Consider the following 17,732-nt stretch of genomic DNA (forward strand, 5'->3'; position numbering starts at 1 on the left):
GCCCGACCGTCAGCATGATCGGGCTCCAGGCAAGAAGAAGTTGCATGGCCGATCTGTTCAGTGTCGATGAACCGGAAAAGACGCCGCCCGGCAGGCCGCTGGCCGACCGTTTGCGCCCAAAGAACCTCGGCGAGGTCGTCGGCCAGGAGCATCTGACCGGACCCGACGGCGCGCTGACGCGGCTGATCGGCTCCGGCTCGCTCGGCTCGATGATCTTCTGGGGCCCGCCCGGCACCGGCAAGACCACGGTCGCACGGCTGCTTGCCGGCGAGACAAGCCTCGCCTTCGAACAGATCTCGGCCGTGTTTTCCGGCGTTGCCGACCTGAAGAAAGTGTTCGAGGCAGCGAAGCTGCGCCGCTCGAACGGCCGCCAGACGCTGCTGTTCGTCGACGAGATCCACCGTTTCAACCGCGCCCAGCAGGACAGTTTTCTGCCCGTGATGGAAGACGGCACCGTCGTGCTGGTCGGCGCCACCACCGAGAACCCGTCCTTCGAGCTTAACGCCGCGCTTTTGTCGCGCGCGCGCGTGCTGGTCTTTCACTCGCTCGGCGAAGACAGCATCGCCAAGTTGCTGGCGCGGGCCGAGGAGGCAGAGGGCAGGGCGCTGCCGCTCGATGAAGACGCGCGTGCGATGCTCATCCGCATGAGCGACGGCGACGGCCGCGCGGCGCTGACGCTCGCCGAAGAGGTCTGGCGCGCAGCGAAATCAAAGGAGGTGTTCGGCGCCGAAGCTCTGCAGCGCATCGTCCAGCGCCGCGCGCCGATCTACGACAAAGGCCAGGACGGCCATTACAATTTGATCTCCGCGTTGCACAAATCGGTGCGCGGCTCCGACCCCGACGCGGCACTCTACTATCTGGCCCGCATGTTCGACGCCGGCGAAGATCCGCTTTATCTCGGGCGCCGGTTGGTGCGCATGGCGATGGAGGATATCGGGCTGGCCGACCCGCAGGCGCTCGTCGTCGCTAACGCCGCCAAGGACGCCTACGACTATCTGGGCTCGCCCGAGGGCGAACTGGCCTTCGCCGAGGCGACCGTCTATCTCGCCACCGCGCCGAAATCCAATGCAGTCTATACCGCGTTCAAGGCCGCCACACAGGCGGCGAAGGAATTCGGTTCGCTGCTGCCGCCCAAGCACATTCTCAATGCGCCGACCAAGCTGATGAAACAGGAAGATTACGGCGCCGGCTATCGCTACGACCACGACGAACCCGACGCTTTTTCCGGCCAGGACTATTTTCCGGAGAAGATGGGAAGGCAGACATTCTACGACCCGCCCGAGCGCGGCTTCGAGCGCGATATCAGGAAGCGGCTGGACTATTGGGCGAAGCTGCGCAGCGAGCGGGAAAAATAGCTGCCAGTCGCACAGTGGCGTGATCGCCGTTGTCTGGCGTGACAAAAAACCCTATCAAGATGCGCCTTCGGCCGGCGGACAGGCCAGAAACGTACCGACGATATTCAGAACGGAATCGCGCCTGGCGCGTGGAAAAATGACGAAAAAATCTCGCAAGACCCTTCGGAAGTTCGCCATAGCGATCCCGCTGCTGGCGCTCGGCTTTTATTTCATTCCCATCCTGATGACAATTTTCATTGTCCTCGGTCTGATCGACGTGTTGCGCAACGACAACAAGAACTGGGCCCTGTTCAGTGGTTATTTCCTCGGCAACGGCATCTTCACCTGGCTGCTTTCGCCCTTCAATCTGCTGGTCGATCTGCTGTGCTACAGAAACCGGGGTGTCTGGAAACTGGACCAGTTTCCTCCGGACTATCAACGCGAGGTCAACGAGGTCCTGGACGTATTCAAGGAGCGCAAGGACGAGATCATCGCCGATATCGACGCCAATTTCGGCAGCGGCCGGCGCGGCATGTATGTCTATCAGTGGTATGGCAAGCACAAAATAGACAACGTTGCCGAATTCAACAAGGATTTCAAATATATCAAGACGATTGCCGTTTCTGTTTTCAGCGGCAGGGAATCGACTTCCTGGCACTTTGGCCCGCTCCGGCTCAGCCTGCGCATTCTCTACAACCTCATCCCGGTGAAATCGGAAGTGTTTGTCGAGTGCGGCAACGCCAAGAACTACTGGCACGAGAACCCGCTGTTCATCTTCGATGACACACTGCTGCATCGCTCGGTCAACCAGTATGACGGGCGCCGCTACTGTGTGTTCATGGACATCATTCGCCCGTCGCCGTTTCCCGGTCTGATCTCGACACTCCTGGCCATCGTTTCGGTCAGCGTCGAGCGCATCAATGCCATGTTCTACAAGAACTGGAAGATGATCGCCTCCAGCAAGCCGAAGAAGGCCGGAGCCGCCTGACACCGTGGTGTGACCGGCGTGAGGAAGCACGATGTATCATCTTTTGCTTGTCTGCCTTGGTGGCGCGATCGGCGCAATGGCCCGCTTCTTCTTGTCCGGCTTCGTCGCCCGCCGGGTTGGCGAGACCTTTCCCTGGGGCACGATGGTGGTCAACGTCTCGGGAGCGTTTGCAATCGGTGTCGTTGCGCATGCGGTGACGCGCGACGGCATGCCCGCCATCTGGGCCTTTGCCGTCACCGGCGGCCTCGGTTGCTACACTACGGTCTCTTCCTTCAGCCTGCAGACGCTGGCACTGGCGCGCGAGGGCGAATGGCTGCGCGCCGGCGGAAATGTGCTGCTTTCGGTTTTCCTGAGCCTCGGCGGCGTGACGCTGGGCTTTGCCGCGGGAAGTCTTCTGATTGGCAGCGGGGCGCCGTGAGCGGCCCGCGGAAGCTCCGCCACAACGGGACGGACACTGCCGCGGCCGGGCATGGCGGACGCCTCATTGGTTGGCGCAGAACCTCCGAAGCGGTTCGGCTCTATGCGACCGTGGCCGCAGGCAGCATGATCGGCGGTGTGCTGCGGGCGCTTGCCTCATCGACGAGCACTGCCCTGTGGGGCGCTGGATTTCCCTTCGGCACACTCCTCGTCAACATTGTCGGCTCATTCCTCATCGGCTTCTACACGACATTGACGGGACCGGATGGTCGTGTCTTCGCCGGTCCGCTGCAGCGCCAGTTCTTCATGGCCGGCTTCTGTGGCGGCCTGACGACCTTCTCGGCCTTCAGCCTTGAAACGCTCACCCTCGCGCAAGGCGGGAGGTTTCTGGCGGCTGGACTCAATATCGCGATCTCCGTGGTGGCCTGGCTTGCCGCCGTCTGGCTCGGCCACATCTTTGCAGTTCGCCTCAACCGGCTGAGAGGGTCCAGGCAATGAAGATACCAACACAGGCACAATTGCTGCGCATATTTATCGGCGAAAACGACAAGGCAGATGGCCGTCCGCTGTATGAGGTTATCGTGCTGAGGGCCCGCGAAATGCAGATCGCCGGCGCGACAGTCCTGCGCGGCGCGATGGGGTTCGGCCATTCCAGCCGGCTTCACACCACGAAGATCCTCCGCCTATCGGAGGATCTGCCCCTCGTCATCGAGATCGTCGATGACGAGGAAAAATTGGCCGCTTTCCTGCCCGTTCTTGAAACAATCATGACAAGTGGTTTGATTACGCTGGAGAAAGTTCAGGTTCTGCAATATGGAACCGACAACGAATAACCGAGTGAGATTGCGGGTGCCGGCGAATGCCGTTGCATGCCTGCAAAACGGCGATTGGAATCATGGCAGGCGTTGAACAGATCACAGTGGACGCCGGTGAGGCGGGCATGCGGCTCGACCGCTGGTTCAAGAGCCATTTCCCCGGTCTCGGTTTTGGTCATCTGCAGAAGCTGCTGCGTTCCGGCCAGATCCGCGTCGACGGCGGCAGGGTGAAGGCCGATACCCGCGTCGAAGCCGGCCAAACGGTGCGTGTGCCGCCGCTCGAAGTCGACAAGAAAGGCGAAAGCCCGCTGACCGGCCATTCGATACGCAACCAGGGCGACGCCGATGTCCTGGCCAAGATGCTGATCCATGAGGACCCGAAGGTCTTCGTCTTCAACAAGCCGGCCGGCCTGGCGGTGCAAGGCGGCTCCGGGGTCACCCGCAATGTCGACGACATGCTGGAAGCCTGGCGCAACCAGAAGGGCGAGAAGCCACGTCTGGTGCACCGGCTCGACCGCGACACGTCGGGTGTTCTGGTTGTCGCCCGTACAAGGCTCGCCGCCATGAAGCTCGCCGAAGCGTTCCGGGCGCGTGAGACGAAGAAAACCTACTGGGCGCTGGTCAAGGGTGTGCCGCCGAAGCGCGAGGACAAGATCTCGACCTGGTTGATCAAGGAACCGACGCCCGACGGCGATCGCGTGCGCATCGCCAAGCATGGCGAAAAGGGCGCCGACCACGCCGTGTCCTACTACCGTGTCATCGAGCAGGCTGCACAGACGATGACCTGGCTGGAGATGGAGCCGTATACCGGCCGCACCCACCAGCTTCGTGTCCATGCCGCGCATATCGGCTGCCCGATCATCGGTGACCCCAAATATTTCGAGGCCGACACCAATTGGGATTTTCCCGGCGGCATGCAGAACCGTCTGCATCTGCACGCCCGCCGCATCGTCATCCCGCATCCCGATAAGGGGTTTGTCGACGTCACCGCGCCGATGCCGCCGCACATGCGCCAGAGCTGGAACCTGATCGGCTTCGACGACGCCAGTGCGGAGGACTAGGGCCGGTGGGCGTCGCCACAGATACGCTCGACCGCCGTGACGCGGTCGATCTGGCGGCCTCCGCCATCATGGTTGGGCTGACTTTTTCCTGGGGGCTGAACTACGTCGCCGCCAAGATCTCCTATGCCGGCTACGATGCCGTTTTCCTGTCGATCGCCCGCTCGGTGATCGGCGGCCTGTGTGTTTTCGGCTGGTGCCGCTGGCGCGGCATCGCGCTGTTCACGCCCGACAAGACCCTCGTCGCCGGCATTCTGGCAGGCGCGCTTTTCGGTCTCGAGTTCCTGTTTCTGTATGTCGGGCTCGAACACACCACCGTCGTGCGCAACACCTTGCTGGTCAACACCATGCCGTTCTGGATGCTGGTCGGCGGCCATTTCCTGCTGGGTGAAAGCATCACGGCACGCAAGCTCGTTGGTCTTCTGCTCGCTTTCGCCGGACTGGTCGCGGTGTTTTCCGACAAACTGAGCGCCAATGGCGGCGCAACATTGAGCGGCGATTTGCTCAGTCTCGGCGCCGGCATTCTGTGGGCCGTGACCAATATCGTCATCAAGCGGTCGAAGCTGGTGACGGCCAGCGCCGAAAAGCTGCTGCTCTATCAGCTGGCCGGGGCCGCCGTCGTCGGGATTTTGGTGATGCCTTTTGCCGGCCCGCCAGTCCGCAGCTTTGCCGTTCTGCCGACCTTGGCTCTGTTGTTCCAGGCCGTCTACGTCGTCGCCTTCACCTATGTTCTGTGGTTCTGGCTGCTCCGGCGCTACCCTGCATCTGGACTGTCGAGCTTCACCTTCCTGTCGCCGGTGTTCGGTGTGCTCTGCGGCGCCGTCTTCTTGAACGAGCCGTTGACCGTTCGTATCTTCCTGGCACTCGGCCTCATCGCCGCCGGTCTTATCATCGTCAACCGGCCGGCCCGAAAACAAGCCCCCGGATGAGCATGCGCGACATATTGAACGACCTCGAAGCGGGAAAGCAGCTCTCCGATCCGGACCCGGTGCGTCGCGCCCAGATCCAGATGAAGACGCAACTGCCGAAGCGCTTCTACAAGACGGTCGCGGTAGCACCGGTCGAAGACGGTTTTGCGGTCCATCTCGATGGCAAGCCCGTCCGCACGCCGGCCAAGGCGCTGCTGGCGCTGCCGACCGAAAAGGCGGCTGCTCTCGTCGCCGAGGAATTCGCCGCACAGGAGGAGACCATCGACCCGGTGACGATGCCGGTGATGCGTCTGGTCAATACGGCAATCGATGGCGTCGCCTGTGATCCCCAGGCGGTGCTGGAGGACGTCCTGCGCTTCGCCTCATCCGATCTGCTCTGCTACCGCGCCGATGCGCCCCAAGGACTAGTCGACCGGCAGAACGAGCATTGGGACCCGGTCATCGACTGGGTGCGCAGCGCACTCGGCGCCCGGTTCCATCTCGCCGAAGGCGTGATCCATGTCGAACAGCCGCGCGAGAGTATCGCGCTGCTCGGCCAGCATCTTGCCCAACGTGCCGATCCGCTGCGCCTTGCCGCCATCCACGTCATGACCTCGCTGACCGGATCGGCGCTGCTGGCGCTCGCCGTCGACTTCGGCGAGCTCGACGGCGAGGCGGCCTGGGCTGCCGGTCATGTCGACGAGGACTGGCAGGCTGAGCAATGGGGCCATGATGCAGAGGCGCTCGCGCGCCGCGCTGCCCGCAAGCGCGACATGATGGCCGCAGTCAAGCTGCTCGAAGCTCTCAAAGGCTGACGGCACCGCCCGCTATTTCGCACTGCACATTAGACCAAAGTCATAATCCCAAAGGCGGTCTGCCTCTGGGCACTGCTTTCTGTCATTTTTTGCACCGGTGGCTGCACTGAGTCTGCGTTGCGAGGAAACGCGGACGATGACGCGCAGCATCGAGGGCTGACGGAATCACACGGGAGGATACGCTCATGGCAATGGCATCGACCGCCGGCAAAACAAGCCGCGGCATGACACGCGAGGAGAAGAAGGTCATCTTCGCTTCTTCGCTCGGCACCGTTTTCGAATGGTACGATTTTTATCTCTACGGCTCGCTGGCCGCCTTCATCGGCGCCACCTTCTTCTCGTCGGCGCCGGAAGCGACACGCAACATCTTCGCCCTGCTCGCCTTCGCGGCCGGTTTCCTGGTGCGCCCGTTTGGCGCCCTGCTGTTCGGCCGCATCGGTGATCTCGTCGGCCGTAAATATACCTTCCTCGTCACCATGACGATCATGGGCCTGTCGACCTTCCTGGTCGGCCTTCTGCCCGGATATGCGAGCTGGGGCATCGCCGCGCCGGTGATCCTGATCATCCTGCGCATGCTGCAGGGCCTGGCGCTCGGCGGCGAATATGGTGGCGCCGCGACCTATGTCGCCGAACATGCGCCCGACGACCGCCGCGGCTACTACACGTCATGGATCCAGACGACGGCGACGCTCGGCCTGTTCCTGTCGCTGATCGTCATCCTGATCGTGCAGGCCTCGATGAGCAAGGAAACTTATGCCGCCTGGGGTTGGCGCGTTCCTTTCCTGGTCTCCTTCCTGCTGCTCGGCATCTCGCTCTGGATCCGGCTGTCGCTCTCCGAATCGCCGACCTTCCAGCGCATGAAGGACGAAGGCAAAGGCTCCAAGGCACCATTGACGGAAGCCTTCGGCCAGTGGAAGAACGCAAAAATCGCGCTGCTGGCGCTACTCGGCCTTACCGCCGGTCAGGCCGTGGTCTGGTACAACGGCCAGTTCTATGCGCTGTTCTTCCTGCAGAACGTGCTCAAGGTCGAGGCGCAATCGGTCAACATCATGATCGCCATTGCGCTGGCGATCGGCTCGATCTTCTTCGTCGTGTTCGGCTGGCTTTCCGACAAGATCGGCCGCAAGCCGATCATCATGGCCGGCCTTGCACTGGCAATCGTCTGCACCTTCCCATTGTTCAGGGCGCTGACCTGGGCAGCCAATCCGGCGCTCGCCACCGCGCAGCAGAACACACGCGCGACGGTGACCGCGGCACCGGGGGACTGCAAGTTCCAGTTCAATCCGGTGGGCACTGCAAAGTTCACGACCTCGTGCGATATCGCCACCTCGTTCCTGACCAAGAACTCGGTGCCGTACGACGTGGTATCGACTGCGGCGCCCGGTACAGCCGCGTCGGTCAAAATCGGCAACGAGACGGTTGAGTCTTATGACGCCACTGCCGCCGGCGATCAGGCCAAGGCCAAGGATGCCGCTTTCGCCAAGGCGGTCTACACGGCACTTCGGGATGGCGGCTACCCGCTGAAGCGGGCAGCCGCCAAGGTGCCGGACCAGAAGCTCGAGGCCTTCATTGCGGCCAATCCTGAGCTGAAGCTCGATGCCGCGGCAATCCGCGCCGGCGACAAGGCCACCGTTCCGACTGACCAGGCGATCAAGGACAAGCTGCTGACTGCCGACGAGGCTGCGGGAGCCCCCGAGGTCACCGTCTATACCGTGCCGGGCGGCGGTCCCTTCGCCATGTTTGCCGACCCTGCAGCGGTCAACTGGCCGATGACGATCGCCATCCTGCTCATCCTCGTGATCTTCGTCACGATGGTCTACGGGCCGATCGCCGCGATCCTGGTCGAGATGTTCCCGACCCGCATCCGCTACACCGGCATGTCGCTGCCCTATCACATCGGCAATGGCTGGTTCGGCGGGCTGCTGCCGGCCACGGTGTTCGCGCTTAGCGCCTACAAGGGCGATATCTACTATGGTCTCTGGTACCCGGTGGTGATCGCGGCGATGTCGCTGATCATAGGCATGATCTTTATCAGGGATACGCTCGGAACGGACCTGCACACCAAACAGTAGCCGGCCCGTCCCGGTTCAAAGCAAAGCCCGGCGCGAGCGATCGCGCCGGGCTTTTTCAATTTATCGAGTGCAGGGCTTAGCTCTTCCGATCCTGTTTCGCTTCCTCGATCGCTGCCTCATGATACCAGGCACTTCCGAAATCCGTTCGGTTGCGCAAAGAAGCAAGTTCTGCCGCGAACTTAGCCTTTCCGCTTAAATTTGAGGCAGAGGCGCGCGCTGCCACCGGGAACATCAGGATTTTGGCCGACTGACGAGTGGAAATGATTTCCATTGTCGGTTTCCTTTCTTCGACAGAACCTTGCCGATTCAACCTTTGCCCAACATAGGTTCAGCAATCGAATTAGGCAACATGATTACGAAAAGATCAGTACTTGCATATTATTTGTGCAAAATGTGCTTGTGGATGATCCGAGCGCAGCATGACGGCGGACCAGCGATTTTGGGTGGATACAACCCCACTTTTGCCGCATCCGTCGCCGGCGAGAATGGCACACGAATTGCATTTTACTAGTCCGGCAGGTCGGCTGCTGGATAGGCCGGCTCGCCCCGGCGCCATCCAGGGTTCGGTGATCAAGCAACGAGAGGCTAGAATGACGAAATACAAGCTCGAGTACATTTGGCTCGATGGATACACCCCGGTTCCCAACCTCCGCGGAAAAACGCAGGTCAAGGACTACGCCGAGTTTCCGACGCTCGACCAGCTTCCGCTGTGGGGCTTCGACGGTTCTTCGACCATGCAGGCCGAGGGCCACAGCTCCGACTGCGTTTTGAAGCCGGTCGCCATTTATCCGGATCCCGCCCGCACCAACGGCGCGCTCGTCATGTGCGAAGTCATGATGCCGGACGGCGTAACGCCGCACGCGTCCAACAAACGCGCCACCATTCTCGACGACGAGGGCGCCTGGTTCGGCTTCGAGCAGGAATATTTCTTCTATAAGGACGGCCGTCCGCTCGGCTTCCCCGAGAGTGGCTATCCGGCGCCGCAAGGCCCGTACTACACTGGCGTCGGCTACAGCAATGTCGGCTCCGTCGCCAGGCAGATCGTCGAGGAGCATCTCGACCTTTGCCTTGCCGCCGGCATCAATCATGAAGGCATCAACGCCGAGGTGGCCAAAGGCCAGTGGGAATTCCAGATCTTTGGCAAGGGCTCCAAGAAGGCCGCCGACCAGATGTGGATGGCGCGCTATTTGTTGCAGCGCCTGACCGAGAAGTACGGCATCGACATCGAATACCACTGCAAGCCGCTCGGCGACACCGATTGGAACGGCTCCGGCATGCATGCCAACTTCTCGACCGCCTATATGCGCGAAGTCGGCGGCAAGGGCTATTTCGAGGCGCTGATGGCAGCCTTCGACAAAAACCTGATGGACCACATCGCCGTCTATGGGCCGGACAACGACAAGCGTTTGACCGGCAAGCACGAGACCGCGCCCTGGAACAGGTTCAGCTACGGCATCGCCGACCGCGGCGCTTCGATCCGCGTGCCGCATTCCTTTATCAACAACGGCTACAAGGGCTATCTCGAGGATCGCCGTCCGAACTCGCAGGGCGACCCCTACCAGATCGCTTCGCAGATATTGAAGACGATCGCCTCCGTCCCGACCAGCGCCGAGGTTTCGGCGGCGGCTTGAGAATGCGTTCACGGCGCGGACCTCGGGTGTCTGCGCCGTGACTTTCTTTCCCATCCCATTGCATCAAAAAACCCCGGCGTGTCTCCGCCGGGGTTTTTCTACGTGACTATGAGGTTCGGGGTCACACCGAATAATACATATCGTATTCGACCGGATGCGGCGTCATTTCGAAGCGCATCACCTCGGCCATCTTGAGCTCGATATAACTGTCGATCTGGTCGTCGTCGAAGACGCCGCCGGCCTTCAGGAAGCCGCGGTCCTTGTCGAGGCTCTGCAGGGCTTCGCGCAGCGACCCGCAGACGGTCGGGATCTTCTTCAATTCCTTCGGCGGCAGGTCGTAGAGATCCTTGTCCATCGGCTGTCCCGGGTGGATCTTGTTCTTGATGCCGTCGAGGCCGGCCATCAGCATGGCGGCAAAGGCGAGATAGGGGTTGGCACCAGGATCGGGGAAGCGGACCTCGACGCGCTTGGATTTCGGCGACGAGCCGAACGGAATGCGGCACGAGGCCGAGCGGTTGCGTGCCGAATAGGCGAGCAGCACCGGCGCTTCATAGCCCGGCACCAGGCGCTTGTAGGAATTGGTCAGCGGGTTGGTGAAGGCGTTGATCGCCTTCGCATGCTTGATGATGCCACCGATGTAGAACAGGCAGCTCTCGGACAGGCCGGCATATTCGTTGCCGGCGAAAGTCGGCTTGCCTTCCTTCCAGATTGACTGGTGGACATGCATGCCCGAGCCATTGTCGCCGAACACCGGCTTCGGCATGAAAGTGGCCGTCTTCCCATAGGCGTTGGCGACCTGGTGCACGACATATTTGTAGATCAGCATCTTGTCTGCGTTGCGGACCAGCGTGTCGAACTTGATGCCGAGCTCGTGCTGCGCGGCGGCCACTTCGTGATGGTGCTTTTCAACGCGCACGCCCATTTCCGCGAGCACGGTGAGCATTTCCGAACGCATGTCTTGTGCCGAATCGATCGGCGGCACCGGGAAATAGCCGCCCTTGATGCGCGGCCGGTGACCGAGATTGCCGGTCTCATAGTCGGTGTCGTCATTGGACGGCAGTTCAGTGGAATCCAGCCTGAAGCCGGTGTTGTAGGGATCGGCCTTGTACTTGACGTCGTCGAACACGAAGAACTCGGCTTCAGGACCGACGAAGATCTGGTCGCCGATGCCTTCCGCCTTCATGTAGGCCTCGGCCTTCTTGGCGGTGCCGCGGGGGTCGCGGTTGTAGGATTCTCCCGAGATCGGATCGAGAATGTCGCACAGGATGACCATGGTCGACTGGGCGAAGAACGGGTCCATATGCACCGTATCTGCATCGGGCATCAGCACCATGTCGGACTCGTTGATCGCCTTCCAGCCGGCGATCGAGGAACCGTCGAACATGACGCCATCGGCAAACATGTCTTCCTCGACCTCGACGACATCCATCGTTACGTGCTGCAGTTTGCCCTTCGGATCGGTGAAGCGCAGATCAACGAACTTCACGTCGTTGTCTTTGATCTGCTTCATGATGTCTTTGGCTGTCGTCATGTCCCTGCTTCCCTATGTGATGACGTTTGAACGTGGCCTTTTAACGGGAAAATTCAGACGGCGTCCATGCCGGTTTCGCCGGTGCGGATGCGCACCACTTCCTCGATGTTCGAGACGAAGATCTTGCCGTCGCCGATACGGCCGGTCTGGGCCGCCTTGCGGATAGCTTCGATCGCGGCTTCGACCGCATCGTCGCCGAGCACGACCTCGATTTTCACCTTTGGCAGGAAGTCGACGACATATTCGGCGCCGCGATAAAGCTCGGTGTGGCCCTTCTGGCGGCCAAAGCCCTTGGCTTCGGTCACGGTGATGCCTTGCAGCCCGGCCTCCTGAAGCGCTTCTTTCACTTCGTCTAGCTTGAACGGCTTGATGATCGCTTCGATCTTTTTCATGTAAAAAGTGGCCTCCACTGCCAAAAAAGACGGGTTGTGAGCCCCGCTTGCGCCTCAATCAGGCACGAACTGTGCCAATTGATGGAGCGCCGAGCAGCCTCACATGATTTGGATACCATGCCGCGCAGGAATGTACATTCGCATCATTCGCTGCGTCGGATGTGCCATGAACGCCGCGAGCCTACACACCGCCGGTCCTGCCGTCCGCACAAAAATTGGGCAGATCGGATATTTCGTGAGCAGCTGCGCGCCGTCGTCCCGAACGAGGTGCGCCGCCAAATTTGCTTGGGGACCTTCGTTGTTTGCGTCGGATCAAAAACTGGACAATGCTTGGAGAAATGATGTGCATGTCGCCTGATATTTCATGAGCAACGAACTTTTGTCTCCCTCCGAAATGGCCGAGGCCGACCGGCTGGCGATTGCCGCCGGTCCATTCGACGGTATTGGCCTGATGCGCAATGCCGGCGCCGCGGTTGCCGCCGTAGTGCTCAAGCGCTACCCGGCGGCGACACGCGTCCACGTGCTTTGCGGCCCCGGTAACAATGGCGGCGACGGCTATGTCGTGGCCCGCATCCTTCGGGAGAGCGCCGTCGATGTCTCTGTGTGGGCGTCCGGATCGCCCAAAGGCGGCCGTGATGCGGCACTCGCTGCCTCGGAATGCCCGGTTGAAGCTCGGCCGCTGTCGGATTTCGTTGCCGAGATGGGCTCCGTCGTGGTTGACGCGCTCTATGGGGCGGGGCTGTCCAAGCCGCTGTCCGGCGACGCCGCCAAGGTGATCGACATTGCGGCCGAATTGAACTTGCCGGTTGTGGCGGTCGACCTGCCGTCGGGCGTTTCAGGCGAGAGCGGCAATGTGTTAGGAAAGGCCTTCCGGGCCCGGACCACGGTGACCTTCGCGCGAAAAAAGCCAGGCCATCTGCTGTTGCCGGGGCGCGAGCTGTGCGGCGACATCGAGCTCGCCGATATCGGCATAGACAACAGCATCGTTGCGCAGCTTCAACCGCGAACATTCGAGAACATTCCGGCGCTCTGGCTTGACCGCCTTCCGGTTCCGGCGGTCGACGCCCATAAATACAAGCGCGGCCATGTTGGCGTCTTTTCCGGCGGACCGTCGGCGACGGGTGCTGCGCGGCTGTCGGCGCTTGCCGCGGCCCGGAGCGGGGCAGGGGCCGTCACCTTGCTGTCGCCGGCGAACGCCATCCAGGTGAACGCGGCGCATCTGACCTCGGTCATGCTGCACAAGATAGACACTATCGCGGATGTGGACGAATTCGTCGGCAACCGCCGCCCATCGGCCTTCGTGCTTGGCCCGGGATTTGGCATCGGGGAGAAAACGCGCGATTTTGCCCTGGTCGTACTCGGCAACGCCCATGGGCAGGGCAGCGGGATCGACGGGCTGGTGCTCGACGCCGACGGCATCACCTCGTTTCGCGACGCGCCGGATGCCCTGTTCGAAGCCGCCCGTCGACCGAAAACGCCGGCTCTGGTGATGACGCCGCATGAGGGCGAGTTCGCCAAGCTTTTTCCCGATGTCGCCGGGAACCACGATTTGTCCAAGCTCGCCAAGGCCCGCGCCGCCGCTAAGCGTGCCAGTGCTATTCTCGTCTACAAGGGCGCCGACACAGTGATCGCGGCCCCCAATGGCCGGGCAGCGATCAACAGCAATGGTGCCTCATGGCTGGCTACCGCCGGTTCGGGCGATGTGCTGTCGGGCATCATCGCCGGGTTGCTGGCTCAGGGCATGCCAGCCTTCGAAGCGGCCTGTGCGGCAGTCTGGATCCATGCCGAGACCGGCAGCCGTTTCGGACCGGGACTGATCGCCGAGGACCTGCCGCTGGCGCTGGTGGCGGTGCTGCGCGAGCTCGTTGAAAGCCGCGGGATGGCTGCCGAATGAACCGCCTGACTGCGCTGCTCGTTGCGATCATTAGTGCCATGTCCATGGTACAGGCCGCGAACGCCGAAACTCCGCTAACCATCGTCGACGACCCGGCCGTTCTCGCCGAGCTTGACGGCAAGGGCTATGGTTTCGCCGGCATTTTCGGCGTCGATGGCAAGGGCGATTTGAAGACTCTCTACGACAAGGCGCCGGCCTATCATGCGATCGTCGAAACGATTGCAAGCGACGTCGCAGCATTGCGGGCCGAGATGAAGGCCGGCGGCCGGCCGCTTTACGAGGTGACCGACGGCAATGTCGGCCGTGTCATGGACATGCGCTGGCTGAGGACCGATGCCGCGCGCTTCCGTCTCGTTGGCATAGTCAACCGGCTCGATCGGCGCGACTTCGCCGCGCTGCAAGGCGACACGAGTTGCGGCGAAGTGCGCTTCATCTATCGCCTCGCCTACAGCTTCAAGAAGAACGGCAAGGTTTTGGCCTCGCGCCTACCGTTCAATTTCAGTGCCATCTACAATGTCGCGCCGGATGCCGATGGCGGTTGTGTCGGCGTCGCCGGACGCTGGGCGCCACAACTCGACGAGAGCGTCGATGCCGGCTGGCTGATCGGCGGGCCGCTGGAAAGAGCGGCACTCACCTTCAAGCAGCTCGAGCTCAATGCGCAAGTGGTCCGCTTCCCCTCCGGCCAGGAGACCGAATTCGGCGGACAGGCCGCCTATCTCATGCGCATTTTCGGCATCGACGGCGGGGCTGTCAGTGAAAAGCCGCTGGAAAACACGCCCGACACGGCACGTCTCGCCGACGACGCTGCGCTGAAAGCAAGACTTGCCGACTATGTCCGCACCAATGTCGCGGCAATCGACCTCGGCGTCTACCAAATCCCCGATAAGTTCTTGGCAAAGAAGGTAGTCTCGTGGTCGACTTTCGGCAGCGCAAGGCAGGCCAACCACCCGTTCACGCCACTGTTCCAGCCCGCGGATTTCGCCGGGCTCGATTATTCCAAGCGGAAGCTGGTGCGCACGTCAGAGGCATTGGTCGAGCGGCTGGACAATGGCACCTGCCAGGGCTGCCATCAGGCGGGTTCGACCGCCGGGTTCCACTTTATCGGTCTGGATGACAAGACGACCTCGCCGCTCAACCGCATCGAGGTCGGTATCTCACCGCATCTCCACGCCGACATCCCGCGCCGCGTCGCCTGGCTGCACGCGACTGCGAGGGGTAAGGAACCGAACCGCTTCCGCCCGCTGTCCTTCGCGCCGCCGGCGACATGGAACGAGGCCGGCGAAATTGCCTATTCGCCGGCCGAAATCGCGATGCCGTGCTTCATGCCAGAAGATGCAGCCCGCTTCGGCGCGACTTGGCAATGCGGCGGCGGCACCGTCTGCACGCCGCTAGCGACCGCGTCCGGCGTGCGCACCAAGCTGGCGCAATGTCTGTTGCCCAAGGACAGCGAAAACATATTCTCCGGCCATCCGTGCCTGACCGGCTCGATCACCAGCAACCCGGCGCAACCTTTCAATGACCGCTATATCATCACCGGCCAGTTCGCGGCGTTCGCGCCAGGCATTTCGCGTACCGGCTACACCTGCCGACCGCCGAAGATCGGCGTGCCGGCGGGTATCGCCTATCGCGGCTGCGACGATCGGGATCGCAGCTTTGCCGCCTTCAAACCGGGCAAGCCGATGCCGAACGAGATTTGCGGATTGGTCGGCGGCAAAAAATTCGACACCTGCGTGGCGACCAATAATTTCGACCAGTGCCTGGGCGGCGCTGTCAATCGCGGTAATCGTCCCGCTTGCTCGGCCGACCATTTCTGTCGCGAGGATTACATGTGCCAGTCGCTGCCGCCCGATACGCCGGGCATCGGCAAGGTGAAAGGCATCGGCTTCTGCTCGCCGACCTATTTCATCTTCCAGATGCGCATCGACAATCACGTCACGCCGTGGTCGGGCGCTGTCAGCGCGACGATGGGAGCCGGGTTCGGAGCGGCGGAAGCGGAATAGGCCGACGACTCTGACATTGGCCGCAGTAGCTCCAGGCGGACAGCTATCGATCGAGGTCGTCGGCGATGTTCGATGTCCATTCACCGTCGAAATGCCGGACGCGTTCGGCGACGATCGTATCGCTCAGCAGGCTCGACAAGGCGGAAACCAGATCAGGCGCGACATCAGCGCCTCACAGCGGTATATTGTCGTGTTTCTTCCACGGGTTCTGCATGTCCTTGTTGCGCAGCATCCTGAGTGCGCGGGCGATGCGCCGGCGGGTCGAATGCGGCATGATCACCTCGTCGACATAGCCGCGCTCGGCGGCAACGAAGGGCGACAGGAAGCGATCCTCGTAAGCCTTTGTATGCGCAGCGATTTTCTCCGCATCGCCGATGTCCTTGCGGTAGATGATCTCGACCGCGCCCCTGGCGCCCATGACGGCAATCTGCGCCGTTGGCCAGGCATAGTTCATGTCGCCGCGCAAATGCTTTGACGCCATAACGTCATAGGCGCCGCCATAGGCCTTTCTGGTGATGACGGTGATCTTTGGGACGGTCGCTTCGGCATAGGCGAACAGAAGCTTGGCCCCATGTTTGATCAGCCCGCCATACTCCTGCGCGGTGCCGGGCAGGAAGCCCGGAACGTCCACGAAGGTGACGATCGGGATCGAGAAGCAGTCGCAGAAGCGTACGAAGCGCGCCGCCTTGCGGCTGGCGTCGGCATCGAGCACGCCGGCCAGCACCATCGGCTGGTTGGCGACGAAGCCGACGGTGCGGCCCTCGACACGGCCGAGGCCGGTGACGATGTTTTTCGCAAAATTCTGCTGGATTTCGAAGAAGTCACTCTCGTCGGCAACTTTAAGGATCAACTCCTTGATGTCGTAGGGTTTGTTGGCATTGTCGGGGATCAGCCTGTCGAGCGACAGATCGTGATCGGTGACCGACTGGTGGCATTCGATCTCGGGAATTTCCGCCGTGTTGGAGGCGGGCAGCAGATCGACCAGCCGGCGCATCTGCAACAGCGCCTCGACGTCATTGTCGTAGGCTCCGTCGGCGATCGAGGACTTCGTCGTGTGGATGGAAGCGCCGCCGAGGCTTTCGGCGGTGACTGTCTCGTTGGTGACGGTCTTCACCACATCCGGCCCGGTGACGAACATGTAGGAGGTGCCGCGGACCATGAAGATGAAGTCGGTCATCGCAGGCGAATAGACGTCGCCGCCTGCGCAAGGGCCCATGATCAGCGAAATCTGTGGGATGACCCCGGAGGCCAAAACATTGCGCTGGAAGATCTCGGCGTAGCCGCCGAGCGCCGCCACGCCTTCCTGGATGCGGGCGCCGCCGGCGTCGTAAATGCCGATGATCGGCGCGCGGTTGCGCAATGCCATCTCCTGCACCTTGACCACCTTTTCGGCATGTGCCTCGGACAGCGAGCCGCCGAACACGGTGAAATCCTTGGCGAAAAGATAGACCGGGCGACCGTTGATGGTGCCCCAGCCGGTAACGACGCCATCGCCGGCGATCTTGGTTTTCTCCATGCCGAAATCGGTCGAGCGGTGCTCGACGAACATGTCGAACTCCTCGAACGAGCCTTCGTCGAGGAAGACGTCGATGCGCTCACGGGCGGTGAGCTTGCCCTTCTTGTGCTGGGCCTCGATGCGGGCTCGGCCGCCGCCCATGCGGGCGATCTCGCGGCGCCGCTCCAGTTCTTTCAGCACGTCCTTCATGACCGGTCCCCAAAACGGAAAGCTGGATTGTGGTAGTCGTGGCAGCAAGTGAGCGCAAGCGCCGCTTCGCCATGGCTTTTGCTGCGCTGCAGCATCCGACCCCTTGCATTCCGAAGCGAACTGGGCCATATGCGGCGGTATAGGCGCTTGGGCTGGGACACTCCGGCCTTCT

16 protein-coding genes are annotated in these 17,732 nt (G+C 61.8%); 12 read left to right on the top strand and 4 right to left on the bottom strand.

Annotated features, from left to right (window positions below):
• Positions 1-44: 44 nt before the first annotated feature.
• The 9 genes from NKH42_RS17650 (at position 45) to NKH42_RS17690 (ending at position 8,407) form a co-directional block, all read left to right on the top strand.
• Positions 45-1,355 (top strand): replication-associated recombination protein A, encoded by a 1,311-nt coding sequence (locus NKH42_RS17650; protein ID WP_023675125.1) that lies wholly within the window; start codon positions 45-47, stop codon positions 1,353-1,355.
• 136 nt (positions 1,356-1,491) lie between these two features.
• The gene (locus NKH42_RS17655) at positions 1,492-2,322 is read left to right on the top strand and encodes an aspartyl/asparaginyl beta-hydroxylase domain-containing protein (RefSeq protein ID WP_352507448.1); all 831 of its coding nucleotides are present in this window, start codon (positions 1,492-1,494) and stop codon (positions 2,320-2,322) included.
• A 31-nt stretch (positions 2,323-2,353) separates the two neighbouring features.
• Entirely contained in the window at positions 2,354-2,740 is a 387-nt protein-coding gene (crcB, locus tag NKH42_RS17660) for a fluoride efflux transporter CrcB (RefSeq protein ID WP_352507447.1), read from the top strand.
• A gap of 110 nt (positions 2,741-2,850) precedes the next feature.
• Entirely contained in the window at positions 2,851-3,237 is a 387-nt protein-coding gene (gene crcB / locus NKH42_RS17665; RefSeq protein WP_502896091.1) for a fluoride efflux transporter CrcB, read from the top strand.
• A complete protein-coding gene (locus tag NKH42_RS17670; RefSeq protein ID WP_254817158.1) occupies positions 3,234-3,572 on the top strand; it encodes a DUF190 domain-containing protein in 339 nt (112 codons plus the stop codon). The genes crcB (NKH42_RS17665) and NKH42_RS17670 overlap by 4 nt, the downstream gene beginning before the upstream one ends.
• A 62-nt stretch (positions 3,573-3,634) precedes the next feature.
• Complete coding sequence (locus tag NKH42_RS17675) at positions 3,635-4,615, top strand: RluA family pseudouridine synthase (protein WP_352507446.1); 981 nt, start codon at positions 3,635-3,637, stop codon at positions 4,613-4,615.
• Between the two features lie 68 nt (positions 4,616-4,683).
• The gene (locus NKH42_RS17680; RefSeq protein ID WP_502896093.1) at positions 4,684-5,541 is read left to right on the top strand and encodes a DMT family transporter; all 858 of its coding nucleotides are present in this window, start codon (positions 4,684-4,686) and stop codon (positions 5,539-5,541) included.
• 2 nt (positions 5,542-5,543) lie between these two features.
• Entirely contained in the window at positions 5,544-6,335 is a 792-nt protein-coding gene (locus tag NKH42_RS17685) for an ATP12 family chaperone protein (RefSeq protein WP_352507444.1), read from the top strand.
• Between the two features lie 185 nt (positions 6,336-6,520).
• The gene (locus NKH42_RS17690; protein ID WP_352689265.1) at positions 6,521-8,407 is read left to right on the top strand and encodes an MFS transporter; all 1,887 of its coding nucleotides are present in this window, start codon (positions 6,521-6,523) and stop codon (positions 8,405-8,407) included.
• A gap of 76 nt (positions 8,408-8,483) precedes the next feature.
• On the opposite strand, the gene NKH42_RS17695 is transcribed toward NKH42_RS17690, so the two are convergent.
• Positions 8,484-8,678, bottom strand: a complete 195-nt coding sequence (locus NKH42_RS17695) for a DUF2735 domain-containing protein (protein WP_352507442.1) — start codon at positions 8,676-8,678, stop codon at positions 8,484-8,486.
• 319 nt (positions 8,679-8,997) lie between these two features.
• On the opposite strand from NKH42_RS17695, the gene NKH42_RS17700 reads away from it, so the two are divergent.
• Positions 8,998-10,038: a glutamine synthetase beta-grasp domain-containing protein gene (locus NKH42_RS17700; protein WP_352507441.1), complete on the top strand. Its 1,041-nt coding sequence runs from the start codon at positions 8,998-9,000 to the stop codon at positions 10,036-10,038.
• A gap of 121 nt (positions 10,039-10,159) precedes the next feature.
• Here NKH42_RS17700 and glnA read toward each other — a convergent pair whose 3' ends face one another.
• Complete coding sequence (glnA, locus tag NKH42_RS17705; RefSeq protein WP_254817166.1) at positions 10,160-11,569, bottom strand: type I glutamate--ammonia ligase; 1,410 nt, start codon at positions 11,567-11,569, stop codon at positions 10,160-10,162.
• 53 nt (positions 11,570-11,622) lie between these two features.
• Positions 11,623-11,961 (bottom strand): P-II family nitrogen regulator, encoded by a 339-nt coding sequence (locus NKH42_RS17710; RefSeq protein ID WP_019857988.1) that lies wholly within the window; start codon positions 11,959-11,961, stop codon positions 11,623-11,625.
• 364 nt (positions 11,962-12,325) lie between these two features.
• On the opposite strand from NKH42_RS17710, the gene NKH42_RS17715 reads away from it, so the two are divergent.
• Together NKH42_RS17715 and NKH42_RS17720 are read left to right on the top strand one after the other, a co-directional pair.
• On the top strand, positions 12,326-13,855 hold the full coding sequence (locus NKH42_RS17715; protein ID WP_352751738.1) for an NAD(P)H-hydrate dehydratase: 1,530 nt from the start codon (positions 12,326-12,328) through the stop codon (positions 13,853-13,855).
• Positions 13,852-15,855 carry a hypothetical protein gene (locus NKH42_RS17720; RefSeq protein ID WP_352751736.1) on the top strand — a complete coding sequence of 668 codons (2,004 nt, stop codon included), beginning with the start codon at positions 13,852-13,854 and terminating at the stop codon, positions 15,853-15,855. Before NKH42_RS17715 ends, NKH42_RS17720 begins: the two co-directional genes overlap by 4 nt.
• 172 nt (positions 15,856-16,027) lie before the next feature.
• Here NKH42_RS17720 and NKH42_RS17725 read toward each other — a convergent pair whose 3' ends face one another.
• Positions 16,028-17,560 carry an acyl-CoA carboxylase subunit beta gene (locus NKH42_RS17725; protein WP_352751734.1) on the bottom strand — a complete coding sequence of 511 codons (1,533 nt, stop codon included), beginning with the start codon at positions 17,558-17,560 and terminating at the stop codon, positions 16,028-16,030.
• Between the last annotated feature and the right edge of the window lie 172 nt (positions 17,561-17,732).

Source organism: Mesorhizobium sp. M1142 (assembly GCF_040318565.1).
Lineage (GTDB): Bacteria > Pseudomonadota > Alphaproteobacteria > Rhizobiales > Rhizobiaceae > Mesorhizobium.

Excerpts from the sequence above, each read along its gene's own strand:
- NKH42_RS17650 (WP_023675125.1), top strand. The coding sequence starts at position 45 with ATGGCCGATCTGTTCAGTGTCGATGAACCGGAAAAGACGCCGCCCGGC.
- NKH42_RS17655 (WP_352507448.1), top strand. The coding sequence starts at position 1,492 with ATGACGAAAAAATCTCGCAAGACCCTTCGGAAGTTCGCCATAGCGATC.
- crcB (WP_352507447.1), top strand. The coding sequence starts at position 2,354 with ATGTATCATCTTTTGCTTGTCTGCCTTGGTGGCGCGATCGGCGCAATG.
- NKH42_RS17670 (WP_254817158.1), top strand. The coding sequence starts at position 3,234 with ATGAAGATACCAACACAGGCACAATTGCTGCGCATATTTATCGGCGAA.
- NKH42_RS17675 (WP_352507446.1), top strand. The coding sequence starts at position 3,635 with ATGGCAGGCGTTGAACAGATCACAGTGGACGCCGGTGAGGCGGGCATG.
- NKH42_RS17680 (WP_502896093.1), top strand. The coding sequence starts at position 4,684 with ATGGTTGGGCTGACTTTTTCCTGGGGGCTGAACTACGTCGCCGCCAAG.
- NKH42_RS17685 (WP_352507444.1), top strand. The coding sequence starts at position 5,544 with ATGCGCGACATATTGAACGACCTCGAAGCGGGAAAGCAGCTCTCCGAT.
- NKH42_RS17690 (WP_352689265.1), top strand. The coding sequence starts at position 6,521 with ATGGCAATGGCATCGACCGCCGGCAAAACAAGCCGCGGCATGACACGC.
- NKH42_RS17695 (WP_352507442.1), bottom strand. The coding sequence starts at position 8,678 with ATGGAAATCATTTCCACTCGTCAGTCGGCCAAAATCCTGATGTTCCCG.
- NKH42_RS17700 (WP_352507441.1), top strand. The coding sequence starts at position 8,998 with ATGACGAAATACAAGCTCGAGTACATTTGGCTCGATGGATACACCCCG.
- glnA (WP_254817166.1), bottom strand. The coding sequence starts at position 11,569 with ATGACGACAGCCAAAGACATCATGAAGCAGATCAAAGACAACGACGTG.
- NKH42_RS17710 (WP_019857988.1), bottom strand. The coding sequence starts at position 11,961 with ATGAAAAAGATCGAAGCGATCATCAAGCCGTTCAAGCTAGACGAAGTG.
- NKH42_RS17715 (WP_352751738.1), top strand. The coding sequence starts at position 12,326 with ATGAGCAACGAACTTTTGTCTCCCTCCGAAATGGCCGAGGCCGACCGG.
- NKH42_RS17720 (WP_352751736.1), top strand. The coding sequence starts at position 13,852 with ATGAACCGCCTGACTGCGCTGCTCGTTGCGATCATTAGTGCCATGTCC.
- NKH42_RS17725 (WP_352751734.1), bottom strand. The coding sequence starts at position 17,560 with ATGAAGGACGTGCTGAAAGAACTGGAGCGGCGCCGCGAGATCGCCCGC.